The organism is Actinomadura sp. 3N407 (assembly GCF_052245875.1).
In the GTDB taxonomy this organism is placed as follows: Bacteria; Actinomycetota; Actinomycetes; order Streptosporangiales; family Streptosporangiaceae; genus Spirillospora.
On the sequence record NZ_JBQQBP010000003.1, the window covers coordinates 482148 to 495766 of the forward strand.

14 protein-coding genes are annotated in these 13619 nt (G+C 71.0%); 3 read left to right on the forward strand and 11 right to left on the reverse strand.

What is annotated here, in order from left to right; all coding sequences use genetic code 11:
- Window positions 1–25 precede the first annotated feature (25 nt).
- From ACTWPP_RS09975 to ACTWPP_RS10000, 6 genes are all read right to left on the reverse strand, one after another.
- Window positions 26–1084, reverse strand: a complete 1059-nt coding sequence (locus ACTWPP_RS09975) for an ion channel (RefSeq protein ID WP_443103864.1) — start codon at window positions 1082–1084, stop codon at window positions 26–28.
- A gap of 108 nt (window positions 1085–1192) precedes the next feature.
- Complete coding sequence (locus ACTWPP_RS09980) at window positions 1193–1534, reverse strand: hypothetical protein (protein ID WP_443103865.1); 342 nt, start codon at window positions 1532–1534, stop codon at window positions 1193–1195.
- Window positions 1535–1595: 61 nt separating this feature from the next.
- Entirely contained in the window at window positions 1596–2054 is a 459-nt protein-coding gene (locus ACTWPP_RS09985) for a peroxiredoxin (protein ID WP_443103866.1), read from the reverse strand.
- 111 nt (window positions 2055–2165) lie between these two features.
- The gene (locus ACTWPP_RS09990; protein WP_443103867.1) at window positions 2166–2594 is read right to left on the reverse strand and encodes a DUF3052 domain-containing protein; all 429 of its coding nucleotides are present in this window, start codon (window positions 2592–2594) and stop codon (window positions 2166–2168) included.
- Between the two features lie 269 nt (window positions 2595–2863).
- Complete coding sequence (locus ACTWPP_RS09995) at window positions 2864–3271, reverse strand: YjbQ family protein (protein ID WP_443103868.1); 408 nt, start codon at window positions 3269–3271, stop codon at window positions 2864–2866.
- A gap of 60 nt (window positions 3272–3331) precedes the next feature.
- Window positions 3332–3529 carry a DUF1918 domain-containing protein gene (locus ACTWPP_RS10000; protein ID WP_443103869.1) on the reverse strand — a complete coding sequence of 66 codons (198 nt, stop codon included), beginning with the start codon at window positions 3527–3529 and terminating at the stop codon, window positions 3332–3334.
- 215 nt (window positions 3530–3744) lie between these two features.
- Here ACTWPP_RS10000 and aceE point away from each other — a divergent pair, with 215 nt between their 5' ends.
- Entirely contained in the window at window positions 3745–6534 is a 2790-nt protein-coding gene (gene aceE, locus ACTWPP_RS10005) for a pyruvate dehydrogenase (acetyl-transferring), homodimeric type (RefSeq protein WP_443103870.1), read from the forward strand.
- Window positions 6535–6625: 91 nt separating this feature from the next.
- Here aceE and ACTWPP_RS10010 read toward each other — a convergent pair whose 3' ends face one another.
- The 3 genes from ACTWPP_RS10010 to ACTWPP_RS10020 form a co-directional block, all read right to left on the reverse strand.
- Window positions 6626–7000 (reverse strand): VOC family protein, encoded by a 375-nt coding sequence (locus ACTWPP_RS10010; protein ID WP_443103871.1) that lies wholly within the window; start codon window positions 6998–7000, stop codon window positions 6626–6628.
- A gap of 103 nt (window positions 7001–7103) precedes the next feature.
- Entirely contained in the window at window positions 7104–7811 is a 708-nt protein-coding gene (locus ACTWPP_RS10015) for a helix-turn-helix transcriptional regulator (RefSeq protein WP_443103872.1), read from the reverse strand.
- Window positions 7812–7863: 52 nt separating this feature from the next.
- The gene (locus tag ACTWPP_RS10020) at window positions 7864–8814 is read right to left on the reverse strand and encodes an alpha/beta fold hydrolase (RefSeq protein WP_443103873.1); all 951 of its coding nucleotides are present in this window, start codon (window positions 8812–8814) and stop codon (window positions 7864–7866) included.
- A 176-nt stretch (window positions 8815–8990) separates the two neighbouring features.
- Between ACTWPP_RS10020 and ACTWPP_RS10025 the strand changes: the two genes are divergently transcribed.
- Both ACTWPP_RS10025 and ACTWPP_RS10030 read left to right on the forward strand, forming a co-directional pair.
- Window positions 8991–9779: a 3-hydroxybutyrate dehydrogenase gene (locus ACTWPP_RS10025; protein WP_443103874.1), complete on the forward strand. Its 789-nt coding sequence runs from the start codon at window positions 8991–8993 to the stop codon at window positions 9777–9779.
- Between the two features lie 11 nt (window positions 9780–9790).
- Complete coding sequence (locus tag ACTWPP_RS10030; protein ID WP_443103875.1) at window positions 9791–11674, forward strand: helix-turn-helix domain-containing protein; 1884 nt, start codon at window positions 9791–9793, stop codon at window positions 11672–11674.
- 46 nt (window positions 11675–11720) lie between these two features.
- Here the strand turns inward: ACTWPP_RS10030 and ACTWPP_RS10035 are convergent, their stop codons facing one another.
- Both ACTWPP_RS10035 and ACTWPP_RS10040 read right to left on the reverse strand, forming a co-directional pair.
- Window positions 11721–12710 (reverse strand): branched-chain amino acid ABC transporter permease, encoded by a 990-nt coding sequence (locus tag ACTWPP_RS10035; protein WP_443103876.1) that lies wholly within the window; start codon window positions 12708–12710, stop codon window positions 11721–11723.
- Window positions 12711–12753: 43 nt separating this feature from the next.
- A complete protein-coding gene (locus ACTWPP_RS10040; RefSeq protein ID WP_443103877.1) occupies window positions 12754–13617 on the reverse strand; it encodes a branched-chain amino acid ABC transporter permease in 864 nt (287 codons plus the stop codon).
- Window positions 13618–13619: the final 2 nt, after the last annotated feature.

The window sequence follows — 13619 nt, forward strand, 5'->3', positions numbered from 1 at the left end:
CGAGGGGCGCCCTCCCGGCCTCTGCTCAGAGCTCCTGCCACGGGATCTCCGGGCGGGCCGGCGCCACCACGGCGAGGGACTGGCCGCCCCGGATCCTCTCGTCCGGGGTGGAGGTGAGGCGGAAGTTCGCGTTGGGACGGTGCGACTCGCCGACCGCCAGGAGTGTGCTGCCCCGGCGCAGAAGGAAGATCGCGACGTCGACGCGGGACCGCTCGCCGACGTCTTCCGGGACGTCCACCCGGTACAGAGTGCCGTCGGTGTCGAGCGTGCTGGCCAGATTGTGGTAGATCGCGGCCACACCGGGGTTGCGGACCGAGACCGCGACCACGGCCGGGTCATCGATGTCGACCGTCTCGATGTCCGGGGTGATCAGGGTCAGCGCCTCCATGATCTCCACGCGGCGGTGGCCGTCGTGCAGGCCGGCCAGCAGGTGGACGGGCGGTTCGCCGTGCCGCCGCAGATAGGCCGCCACGCCGAGCATCACCCGGACGGTCTCGTCGTCGGTGCGCCCGACTACGACGGCGGCGCGGGCTTGCTCCAGGCATGCGCGTTCGTAGGCGGTCTCGTCGAACGCGACCACGTCGTAGAGGTCGGGATCGGGGTTCTCACCCGTCAGCTCCTCCGGCCAGAAGATCGTGACCACGGGCGTCTTGGCGAAATCGGGGTCGGCGCGCAGCTCGCCGATGATGGCGCGCAGGCCGTCCCGCTCGTAGCCGACGATCACGACGTGGCGCCGGTGGCTCAGCCGCGCCCGGCCGTTGGCCTTCATGGTCCTCCCCTTGGCCATCCACAGCGTCACCTCGGCGAACAGCATCAGGCCCGCGGTGAGCCCGGACGCGATGGCGATCATGCCGCCGATCCGCCCGCCGATCGTCGCCGGCGCCAGATCGCCGTAACCGGTGGTGGTGCCGCTGACGATGAAGTACCAGATGTACTCGTGCGGCTTCTTGATGTCGGCGCCGGGCTCCTCGAACACCGCGATCAGCAGCCAGCCGGTCAGGAAGGCGGCGAGGAGCACGAGTGCGGGCATCCGCATCGAACGCCCGGCGATCCGGTCGACCAGGCGCATCAGAACAAACGGCACCCGCGAAGAGTGGCAGCAGGAAAAAACCCACGTCAAGTAGCGGCGTATCCGGTCAGCTGGAGCGGAACGAGACCGGACGGTCGCCGCCATGGATCACGGCGAGGCCCCTCAGAGGGCCGGCCCCTTCTTCAGGACGCGGGTCAGCGCCGCGGCCACTTCCGCCGACAGGTCGCCGTCGGCGGAACCGCCCGGCGGAGCGCCCGAATGCACCAGGTCGGCCGGAACGGCGTCGCGGGTGTGGCCGCAGTCGCGGCACTCGACCTCGCCGAGGCGGCACACCAGCACGGCCGATCCGCAGCCCGAGCAGCGGTCGAGATCGTCCGCCCAGTCGCGGGCGGTCTGGCAGCCGGGGCAGATCAGCACCTGGCGGTCCGCCCGGACCCCGCGCTTCCACGGGCTCGCGCCCCGCACGGGGTCGGTCTGCCGCGCCCCGCATCGGTAGCAGGGCATCACACCTCCAGAGGTGCGGGGACCGGTTCCGGCCACCTGGCCGGAGCCCGGTCCGGTTCACTCAGAGCCCGGCGAGCGCCTTGCGGTACTCGTCGATGTCGCGTGCGTCCGGGATCGCGTTCACGACCTTCCAGCGGACCACGCCCTCGGTGTCGATGATGAAGGTTCCGCGCACGGCGAGCCCCTTACCCTCGTCGAACACGCCGTAACGCTGTGCCGTCCCGCCGTGCGGCCAGAAGTCCGACAGCAGCGGGAACCGGTACTTCTCCTGGTCGGCCCAGGCGCGCAGCGCGAACATGGAGTCGACCGAGACCGCGAGCACCTGCACGTCGTCGCCGCCCAGAGTGGGCAGCTCGTCCCGGATCTGGCACAGCTCGCCGGTGCAGACGCCGCTGAACGCCAAGGGATAGAACACCAGGACGACGTTCTTCTCACCACGGAAGTCCGACAGCTTCACCGGTGTACCGTGCTGGTCCTTCAGCTCGAAGTCCGGTGCGCCGTCGCCTACCTCAACCGCCAAAGTCACTCCCGCGATTCGTCCCCGCCCGTGGCGGGTCATGCCCCGTCCCCCACGGGCGTGAGGGACGGGACCAGTCTGTCACCCCGCATGGCCCGCGGACCGGTACCGGGGCTACTTGTGGACCTTGGGCGCGACCAGCCGCGTTCCCGACCACTCCTTGGCGGCGCTGACGCTGCTGGTCTGCGAGAGCCCGGCCGTCTGCGCGGCCTCGCCGATGTCGCTCGGCTCCACGTGCCCGTCCCTGCCCGCCTTGGGCGTCAGCAGCCAGATGTTGCCGCCGCCGGTGAGCGGGATCATCGCGTCGGTCAGGCCCTCGAACAGGTCGCCGTCCTCCTCGCGCCACCACAGCAGCACGATGTCGACCACGTCCTCGTAGTCCTCGTCGACCAGCTCGTTCCCCGTGACGGCCTCGACGGACTCGCGAAGCTCCTCGTCGACGTCGTCGTCATAGCCGATCTCCTGCACCACCTGGCCCGCCTTCAGGCCGAGCCGTTCGGCCAGGCTGCGCTCAGACTGCGCCTGACCCGCGGTCGCGCTCACGAAAGTCCTCCCATTGTCGTCAGTCCGCACGGTGCCGTGCTCATGTCTTCTCGGCCCCCTGGACGGGTGGCCCGCCCGCACCTGTGCGGTGTTTGCGGGACAGTCCACACAAGTGAGGGCCCCTAGCGCAAGTGTCTTCCCGGCTTTTGGTGGCCTCATTGGTCCGATTACGTAGATCGGCGTAACAGGGCCTCCACGGAGCGTGACAGGCGGCCGTCATCCCCGCACCCCTGTGCGGGGACGCCCCCGTACTCCCCGGCCCGCTTCGCTCATCCCGTGAGGAAGGACAACCGGATCTGGCGGTCCGGGTTGTCCACGTTGAGGTCGACCAGGGCCACCGACTGCCACGTCCCGAGCGCCAGTCTCCCGCCGACGACGGGAAGCGTCGCGAACGGCGGGACGAGCGCGGGCATCACGTGCGAGCGCCCGTGGCCCGGTGACCCGTGCGCGTGCCGCCAGCGGTCGTCCGCGGGAAGCAGGTCGCCGAGGGCCGCCAGGAGGTCGTCGTCGCTCCCGGCCCCCAGCTCGATGATCGCCACGCCGGCGGTGGCGTGCGGGACGAAGACGTGCAGCAGCCCGTCGCCGCCCGCCGACGCGGCGAACCGCTCGCACTCGGCGGTGATGTCGTGCACGGTCTCGCGCGCACCGGTCGCCACCCGGACCACGGTGCTCTCCATGATCCCGGATGTACCCGGTCTGCGGCCCCGGACGCCTCCGGGACCGCATCGATCCGCGCGTCAACGGGATATCTGCTCCTTGGGCTCGATGACCGCGTCCGGCCCCGGGTAGACCAGGGTCTCGTGGCCGTCGTCGAACCGGACCAGGAACGGCGGGCCGCCGTCCTCGCCCCGTACCTCGATGATCTCGCCCTGCCGGTCGGCCTGCCCCACGATGTTGCCGTGGACAAGCAGCCGGTCTCCGATCCGCCCGTGCATGGCTCCTCCGATCTCGTCGGGAAAATGGCTCTCTCCAGGGTGCGTACCCCGGTTGACCGGGGAGAATGGTTACCGGTTGGTAGAGATGCGTTAGGCGTCATAAACGACGACGATGGATCTCGAGACGAGCGACGAACAGTCTGCCGGGGACCGGTGGCCACCCGCGGGCGGCCCCCCGGTCTCACCCGCAAAGACGTAAGGACAGAGGGGACCCCGTGGCTTCCGGACGTCAACGCTTTTCGATCATCAGCGACGGCCTGCCGAGCCAGCTGCCCGACATCAACCCGGACGAGACCCGGGAGTGGCTGGAGTCGCTGGACACGGTCATCAAGACCGCGGGCCGCGGCAGGGCACGGTATGTGATGCTCCGGCTCCTGGAAAGGGCCCGGGAGCTTCAGGTCGGGGTGCCCGGCCTGCGCAGCACCGACTTCATCAACACGATCCCGCCGGAGTCGGAGCCCTGGTTCCCCGGCGACGAGCACGTGGAACGGCGCATCCGCGCCTACATCCGCTGGAACGCCGCGATCATGGTGTCGCGTGCGAACCGGCCCGAGATCGGCGTCGGCGGCCACATCGCCACCTACGCCTCCGCCGCCTCGCTGTACGAGATCGGCTTCAACCACTTCTTCCGCGGCAAGGACCACGGCGAGTCGGGCGACCAGGTCTTCATCCAGGGGCACGCGTCGCCGGGCATCTACGCCCGCGCCTACCTGGAGGGGCGGCTGCCCGAGGACAAGCTCGACGGGTTCCGCCAGGAGCACTCGCACCCGGGCGGCGGCCTCTCGTCCTACCCGCACCCGCGGCTCATGCCGGACTTCTGGGAGTTCCCCACCGTGTCCATGGGCCTGACCGGGATCAACTCGGTGTACCAGGCGCGGTTCAACCGCTACCTGTACAACCGGAAGATCAAGGACACGTCCCGCTCGCACGTGTGGGCGTTCCTCGGCGACGGCGAGATGGCCGAGCCCGAGTCGCTCGGCGCGATCGGCCTGGCCGCCCGCGAGGAACTCGACAACCTGACCTTCGTCGTCAACTGCAACCTCCAGCAGCTCGACGGCCCCGTCCGCGGCAACGGCAAGATCATCCAGGAGCTGGAGTCGTTCTTCCGCGGCGCCGGCTGGAACGTCATCAAGGTCATCTGGGGCCGCGACTGGGACCCGCTGCTCGCGCAGGACGTCGACGGCGTGCTGGTCAACCAGATGAACACCACCCCCGACGGGCAGTTCCAGACGTTCACCGTCGAGTCCGGCGAGTACATCCGGGAGAAGTTCTTCGGCGCCGACCCGCGGCTGCGCAGGATCGTCCAGCACCTGTCGGACGACGAGCTGCGCAAGCTGTCGCGCGGCGGGCACGACTACCGCAAGGTGTACGCGGCGTTCAAGGCGGCCCGCGAGCACGTCGGGCAGCCGACCGTGATCCTCGCGCACACCATCAAGGGCTGGACGCTCGGCTCCGACTTCGAGGCCCGCAACGCCACCCACCAGATGAAGAAGCTCACCAAGGCGGAGCTGAAGGAGTTCCGGGACCGCCTCTACCTGGACATCCCGGACTCGGCGCTCGAGGCGCCGCTCCCGCCCTACTACCACCCGGGCGAGGACTCCGACGAGATCCAATACATGCGCGAGCGCCGCGCCGCCCTCGGCGGGTTCCTGCCGAAACGGGTCGTGCGGGCCAAGCCGCTCAAGCTGCCCGGCGACCCCGTCTACAGCGAGCTGAAGAAGGGCTCCGGCAAGCAGAACGTCGCGACGACGATGGCGTTCGTCCGGCTGCTCAAGGACCTGATCAAGGACGAGAACATCGGCGCCCGGTTCGTGCCGATCGCCCCGGACGAGTACCGCACGTTCGGCATGGACTCGCTGTTCCCCACGTCCAAGATCTACTCTCCGCACGGGCAGACCTACGACGCGGTGGACCGCAAGCTCCTGCTGTCGTACAAGGAGTCCGAGAGCGGACAGATGCTGCACGAGGGCATCAGCGAGGCCGGGTCGATGGCGTCCGCGATCGCCGCGGGCACCACGTACGCCACGCACGGCGAGCACATGATCCCGGTGTACATCTTCTACTCGATGTTCGGGTTCCAGCGGACCGGCGACCAGATGTGGGCGCTCGGCGACCAGATGGGCCGCGGGTTCCTCCTCGGCGCCACCGCCGGCCGCACCACCCTCACCGGTGAGGGCCTCCAGCACGCCGACGGCCACTCCCCGCTGCTCGCGGCGTCGAACCCCGCGTGCGTCCACTACGACCCGACGTGGGCGTTCGAGCTGGCCCACATCGTCCAGGACGCGCTGAGCCGCATGTACGGCTCGTCCGACGAGCATCCGTCCGGCGAGGACGTCTTCTACTACCTGACCGTCTACAACGAGCCGTACCAGCAGCCCGTCGAGCCCGACGACGTTGACGTCGACGGCCTCCTCAAGGGCCTGTACCGGTTCAAGACCGCACCGGACGTCACGTCCGGGAACGGCGGGGCGCCGCGGGCACAGATCCTGGCGTCCGGTGTCGGCGGCCGGTGGGCGCTGGAGGCGCAGCGGCTGCTCGCCGAGGACTGGGGCGTCGCCGCCGACGTGTGGTCGGCGACCTCGTGGAACGAGCTGGCCCGCGAGGCCCGCGCGTGCGACGAGTGGAACCTGCTGAACCCCGACGCCGAGCAGCGCGTCCCGTACGTCACCCGGAGGCTCGACAACGTCGCCGGGCCGATCGTCGCGGTATCGGACTTCACCCGCGCCGTACCCGACCAGATCGCCCCGTGGGTGCACGCGGACTTCAGCTCCCTCGGCACCGACGGCTTCGGGTTCTCCGACACCCGCGCCGCCGCCCGCCGGTTCTTCCACGTGGACGCCGCGTCGCTCGTCCTCGCGGTGCTGACCCGGCTCGCCCGGCACGGCGAGATCAAGCCGGAGACGCTGCAGCAGGCGATCCAGCGCTACCGGCTGGACGCCGAGGTCAGCGACGTCTTCGCCAACGGCGTCGGCAGCGCGGAGAGCAACACCGGCGGCGAAAGCTGAGGTGATTGCGGAGGTGTAGGCCGCAATCACCGGTTCCCGGCATGGCGAAGGGGCCCCGAGCGAGCGCTCGGGGCCCCTTCGCGTGCCCGGGTCAGGGCGCGGGCGGCTTGAAGACGCCGAAGCGGTTGCCGGCCGGGTCCTCCAGGTAGGCGAACGCAAGGCCGTTGCCCGTGGTCACGGTGGGCATCGCGACCTTGCCGCCGTGCTTCTCCGTCTCGGCGCAGGCCGCGTCGACGTCCTCGACCAGCACCAGGAACATCGCGTGGTTGCGGGACGCGTCGGGCTCGTAGGAGATGCCGCCGCCCGGGACGTCGGACCCGGGGTAGCTGACCAGGTCGTAGCCGTCGCCGTCGGGGTCGATCGCGAACTTCCAGCCGAACATGTCGCCGTAGAAGCGGCGGGCCTCCTCCGGTGCGTCGGTACCGACCTGGAACCACGCGACGGTGTTGAACGCGGGGACTGTCATGGCCCTCTCCTCTGCCTTCTCAAATGGGACGGCACCAGCATGGGAGGGGCACGCGACAACCCTGTGTCGGGATTTACGGGGTTTCTCGGAGGGATCTGGTTTCTCAGACGAATTCGAGCGGGCGGACGACGTAGTCGGACGGGGCGGTGGTCGTCAGGTCGTCGAAGCTGCGTTCCGGGGCGGCCTCGTCCAGCAGCGCGGCGCGGCGGACCCGGTCGATGCGGAAGACGCGGGCCTCGCCGCGCAGGCGGCACCAGCCGATCAGGTACCAGCGCAGCGAGACGGCGGTGAACGCGACCGGTTCGACGTCGCGTTCGGTCTCGCTGCCGACCGCGTCGACGTAGCCGAGCCGGACGACGCGGCGCGCGGACACCGCCTCCTCCAGGACGGCGGGCACCGAGGCGGGCTCGTCCGCGTCCGGCGGCGTCAGGATGCGGACGCGTTCGGCCAGTTCGCGGGCCGAGGCGCTGTCGGCCCCCGACATCGCCGCGACGATCTTGTGGAGGGCGGTGCGGGCGGACCGGGAGAACGGCGAGCCGCCCGCCCCGGCCAGGGTGATGGCGACCGCGACGGCCTCGGCGGGGGTGAAGTTCAGCGGCGGCAGCGTGCGGCTCTTGTCGAGGGTGTAGCCGCCGCCCCGGCCCACGTCCGCGAAGATCGGCACTCCCGCCTGCTGGAGGGCGCCGATGTCGCGTTCGATCGTCCGGACGCTCACCTCGTACCGCGCGGCCAGCTCGCGCGCGCTGACCCGGCGCGGCACGCGGGCGCGCAGTTCCTCCACCAGGGCGTACAAGCGGTCGGTGCGGTTCACCCGACGACCGTACGTCCCGCCTCCGACATTCCCGGGCCGCGGCCGGGCGGGCTCACAGGCCGCGGAGGAACCCGATCACGGCCTCGTTGACCTCGGCCGGGCGTTCCTGCTGCGTCCAGTGGCCGCAACCGGACAGCCAGACGGTGTCGCGGAGGTTCGGCACGAAGTCGGTCATGGAGTCGATCGCGCCGCGCGCGCCGACCGCGACGATGTCGCGGTCACCGGCGATGTACAGCGCGGGCGGGCCGATCGGGGCGCGGTGCCAGGCGGCGGTCAGCTCCCAGTTGCGGTCGAGGTTGCGGTACCAGTTGACCGGTCCGGTGAAGCCGCTGCCGGCGTACTCCTCGACGTAGGCGGCGATGTCGGCGTCGGTGAGCCACCCGGGCAGCTTCTCGGGGTCCGGGAGGACGTCGAGGATCCCGCCGCCGCCGGGCGCGATCAGCGGCGGGCACGGGCCGTCGCCGGACATCCCGTACAGCATGCGGCGGAACGTGCCGGCCCGGTCGCGGTCGAAGGCCGCCTCCGGGACGTCCGGCTCCTGGAAGCGGACCATGTAGAAGCCGTCGCCGAACAGGCGGCGCATGGACTCGACGGGCGGGGTGCTGCCGCGCGGACGGTGCGGGACCGACATCCCGATCACCCCGCGCACCTTGTCAGGGCGCATCTGCGCGGTGGCCCACGCGACGGGTGCGCCCCAGTCGTGTCCGGCGACGACGGCGCGGTCCGCGCCGAGGGCGTCGATGAGCCCGATCACGTCCCCCGCCAGGTGCAGGATCGTGTACTGGCCGGCGTCCGCGGGACCGCCCGTCCGGGCGTACCCGCGCTGGTCGGGGGCGACGGCGTGGTAGCCGGCCTCGGCGAGCGCGGTGAGCTGGTGGCGCCAGGAGTACCAGCACTCCGGGAAGCCGTGCAGGAGCAGCACGAGCGGGCCCTCGCCCGCCTCGGCGACGTGCATGCGCGGCCCGCTCTTCAGCTGGACGAAGCGATGCGTGATCTCGGTCATCGAGACCCCTCCCGGCTTGGGCGGACCGTGCGTGCCCCAACCGTAGCCCCACGGAATCTCGTTCGGGACGCGGGATGCGGAACTCAGGGTGAATACGCCCTGGCCATACCGTCCGCCATCGGATTGTGTGGTCGCGCCACATGGGAGCCCGGAGCCGCGCTTCATAGGTTCTGCGCATGACGAGCGTGACGCCGCGGCCGGCCGCGGGCACTTCGGGGACGCTGGATCTGTCGGGCCGGCGCGCCCTTGTCACCGGCGGCGCGGGCGGCATCGGCCGCGCGTGCGCGCGGCGGCTGGCGGCGGCGGGCGCCAGGGTGGTGGTGGCCGACATCGACGGGGAGGCGGCGGAGCGGACGGCGGCCGAGATCGGCGGGATCCCGCTGCTCGCCGACCTGGCCGACACCGAGGCGCTCGGGGGGCTGGCGACCGGCGTCGACATCCTGGTCAACAACGCGGGCATCCAGCATGTGGCCCCGGTCCACGACTTCCCGCCCGAGACGTTCGCGCGGATCATGCGGCTGATGGTGGAGGCCCCGTTCCGTCTCGTCCGGGACGCGCTGCCAGGCATGTACGAGCGGGGCTGGGGACGCGTCGTCAACATCTCGTCCGTCCATGGGCTGCGCGCGTCGCCGTTCAAGGCCGCTTATGTGACCGCCAAACACGGTCTGGAGGGGCTGTCCAAGGTGATCGCGCTGGAAGGAGCCCCGCACGGCGTGACGTCCAACTGCGTCAACCCCGCGTATGTCCGGACCCCACTGGTGGAGCGGCAGATCGCCGACCAGGCGCGCGCACACGGAATGCCGCCGGACGAGGTCATCGAGCGCGTCATGCTTGAACATGCGGCAGTGAAACGGCTGATCGAGCCGGACGAAGTAGCGGAACTCGTCGCGTATCTGTGCTCGCCGCCCGCGTCGATGATGACCGGCGCGTCTCTCGGCCTCGACGGCGGCTGGACGGCGCACTGACAATGGCCCGTATGACCTGCGGCGTCTTCCTCGAACTCCTGGCCCGTGAGGCCTCACCGGTCGAGTTCGAGGGTCCCCTCGTCCAGGCGCGGGCCGAGGGCGCGCCGCCCGCCGTCCTGGCGGAACTGGAGACGGCCAAGGTGGCGGCGCTGCGGGTCCGGGCGGTGATGCGGCGGCACGCCCGGCGGGAGGCCGAGCTGGAGGCGCTGTTCGACACCGCCGGCGACCTCGCGGGGCTCCGCGACCTGGACGCCGTGCTGGAGGCGATCACCCGCCGCGCCCGGCGGCTCCTGAACGCCGACATCGCCTACCTGACGCTGAACGACGACGAACGCGGCGAGACCTACATGCGGGTCACGGACGGCTCGGTGTCGGCGGCGTTCCGGAGGCTGAGGCTGCCGATGGGCACCGGGCTCGTCGGCCTGGTCGCGCAGACCGCGATGCCCTACACCAGCGCGCACTATCTCGGGGACGAGCAGTTCCAGCATCGCGGTTTCATCGACGACGCGGTCGCCGAGGAGGGCATCGTCGCGATCCTGGGCGTCCCCATGCGGCTGGGCAGCCGCGTGATCGGCGTTCTGACCGCCGCGCACCGCAGCGAGCGCCCGTTCGAACCGGAGGAGGTGGCGCTGCTCGGGTCGCTGGCCGCGCACGCCGCGGTGGCGATCGACAACGCCCGGCTTCTGGAGGAGACCCGCACCGCGTTGGAGGAGCTGAGCGCGGCCAACGAGGAGGTCAAGGCGCGCAGTGCGGCCGTCGAGAGAGCGGCGCGCGCGCACGACCGCATGACCGCCGTGGTCGTTCGCGGTGGCGGCGTGGAAGACGTCGGCGCCGTCGTGACCGAGTTGCTGGGCGGCACCCTGCACGTCCTGGACGCCGATGGCCGCCAGCTCGCCACGACGGGCGCCGTGTCGGCTCCGCTCAGCGCCGACGAACTCGTCGGGGTCTCGGCATCGGCGCACTCCGCACGCGCGCAAGGCCGGACGGTCAGGCGCGGCGATCTGTGGATCGCGTCCGTGTCCACGGGCGACGAGATGCTGGGGACGCTGGTTCTGCGCACGGCGGACGAGCTGTCCAACGCCGACCAGCGGATCCTGGAACCGGCCGCGCTCGTCACCGCGCTGCTGCTGCTGTTCCGGCGGAGTGTGACCGAGGCCGAAGGCCGGGTGCGCGGGGAGCTCCTCGACGACCTGCTCTCCGGCCGCCAGGCCGGGGTGGAGTCGCTCACGGCCCGCGCGCGGCGCGTGAACGTCGACCTGAGCACCCCCCATGTGGTGCTGTGCGCGAAGTACGGGCCGCAGGAGTTCCGGCAGCGGGCCGCGTTCTGGGCGTCGTCCTACGCGGCCGTGGAGCGCGGACTGGCCGCCTCCCGCGCCGAGGAGATCGTCCTGCTGCTGCCGGGCGACCGCCCGGGAGAGGCGGCCCGCCGGGTCGCCAAGGAGCTGGGCGCCTCCCTCGGCGGCCCCGCCACGATCGGCGCCGCCGGCCCGGTGCTCGGGCCGGCCGATGTCGCGTCCGCCCACCGGGAGGCGCAGCGCTGCGCGGACGCCCTGCGGTCCCTCGGACGCCTCGGCGACGGAGCCGACGCGACCGAACTCGGCTTCGTCGGCCTGCTCATCGGGGACGACCGGGACGTGCCGGGCTTCCTCTCCAGCGCTCTCGGTTCCGTCCTCGACTACGACGAGCGGCGCGGCACGGCGCTCGTCCAGACGTTGGAGGCCTACTTCGGGAGCGGTGGCAGCCTGTCGAGGACGGCAGGGCTCCTGCACATCCACGTCAACACCGTCAGCCAGCGCCTGGACCGCATCGGCCGCCTCCTCGGCGAGGACTGGCAGACCCCCGAACGCGCCCTGGAACTCCAGCTGGCCCTCCGCCTCCACCGCCTGTCCCGTTGACGCGATGGAGGAGCGGGGTCCCCGCTCCTCCATCGCGTCAATGTGTTCAGACCGGGGCACCGATCTTGCTGTCGGTGGTTTCGGAAGTGGTGGGGTCGCGGTTCGCGCGGGCGGCGATCAGGTCGCGGGCGGTGCCCCAGAGACCGCGGCGGAACAGCAGGACGACGAGGATGAAGATGGAGCCGGTGATGATCCCGGTCTCCTCGAACCCGGCCGTGGCCAGATAGTCGTGCAGCTGCACGACGAGGGCCGCGCCGATGGCGCCGCCCCACAGGGTGCCGATGCCGCCGAGGACGACCATCATCACGGCCTGCCCGGAGGTCGTCCAGTAGACGCCCTGCAGGGACGCGAAGCCGTGGCTGATGGTGAACACACCGCCGGCGAGGCCGGACAGGCCCGCCGAAAGGACGAACGCGAGCAGCTTGTACCGGTCGATGCTGTATCCGAGTGCCCGCGCCCTGGCCGGGTTGTCGCGGATGGACATCAGCACTCGTCCGAACGGGGAACGGACGATCCGCCACGCGGCGAACAGTCCGGCCAGGATGAAGGGGAGCCCCGCGTAGTAGAAGAAGAACGGGTCGGACAGGTCCAGCCCGAACAGCTCCTTGGGGATGCCTTGCAGGCCGTTCTCCCCACCGGTCGCGTCCCGCCACTGGTTGGCGACGAAGTAGACCATCTGGGCGAAGGCCAGGGTGACCATCGCGAAGTAGATGCCGCGCAGCCGGACGGACAGGAAACCGATCGGAACGGCGAGAACGGCCGCGAAGACCGCTCCGCCCAGTACGGCGACGGGGAACGGCAGACCGGAGTGCAGCGCGATCAGTCCGGTGACGTACGCGGAACCGCCCCAGAAGGCGGCGTGCCCGAACGACAGCAGCCCGGTGAAGCCGAGCAGCAGGTCGACGGCGGCGGCGAACAGCGCCCAGCAGACGATGTCCATGGCGACCGGCGGGTAGACGAACCAGGGCAGGCCGAGCGCCACCAGCAGCCCGGCGGTCAGCAGGAACGGCCGTCCGGCCAGTTTGGAGAGGATCACTGCGTCTCCTCGACGATCACGGCGCCGGTGGTCACGGAGGGGGTCATATCGTCGCCTCCTCGCGGCCGAACAGGCCGGCGGGGCGCCACAGCAGCACGGCGGCCATCATGATGAACACCAGGGTCTGCGAGAGCGACGGGACGTAGTAGTTGCCGAGCGCCGACACGAGCCCGACCGCGAACCCGGCGGCGACCGACCCGAACACCGAGCCGAGGCCGCCGATCACCACCACGGCGAACACCGTGATGATCAGGTCGGAGCCCATCAGCGGGTTGACCGCCCGCATCGGCGCGGCGAGGACGCCGGCGAACCCGGCCAGCGCGACACCGAACCCGAAGACGGGCGTCACCCAGCGGGCGACGTCGATGCCGAGTGCGCGGGTCAGCTCGGGCCGCTCGGTGGACGCCCGGACGATCATGCCGACGCGGGTCCGGGTGAGCACCACCCACACCGTCCCGCACACCACCAAGGACAACGCGAGCACGAACACCTGGTAGGCCGGGTACGTGAACAGGCCCAGGTCGATCGAGCCGCGCAGCGCGGACGGACGCGGGTACGGCTGCGACTGCACGCCGTACTGCCGCTTGACCAGGTCCTGCAGGATCAGCGCGAGGCCGAAGGTGAACAGGAAGTTGTAGAGCGGGTCCAGGGGCGCCAGGCGGTGGATGAACAGCCGTTCCAGCGCCACGCCCACCACCCCCAGCACGACGGGGACGAGCGGCAGCGCGAGCCAGAAGCTCACGCCGAACGAGTCGAGCAGCACGTAGGAGCCGAACGCGCCGAGCATGTAGAACGCTCCGTGCGCGAAGTTGACCACGTGCAGCATCCCGAAGATGACGGACAGGCCGAGGGCGAGCAGGGCGTAGAACGCCCCGCCCACCAGGCCGTTGAACGCCTGCTGAAGCACGT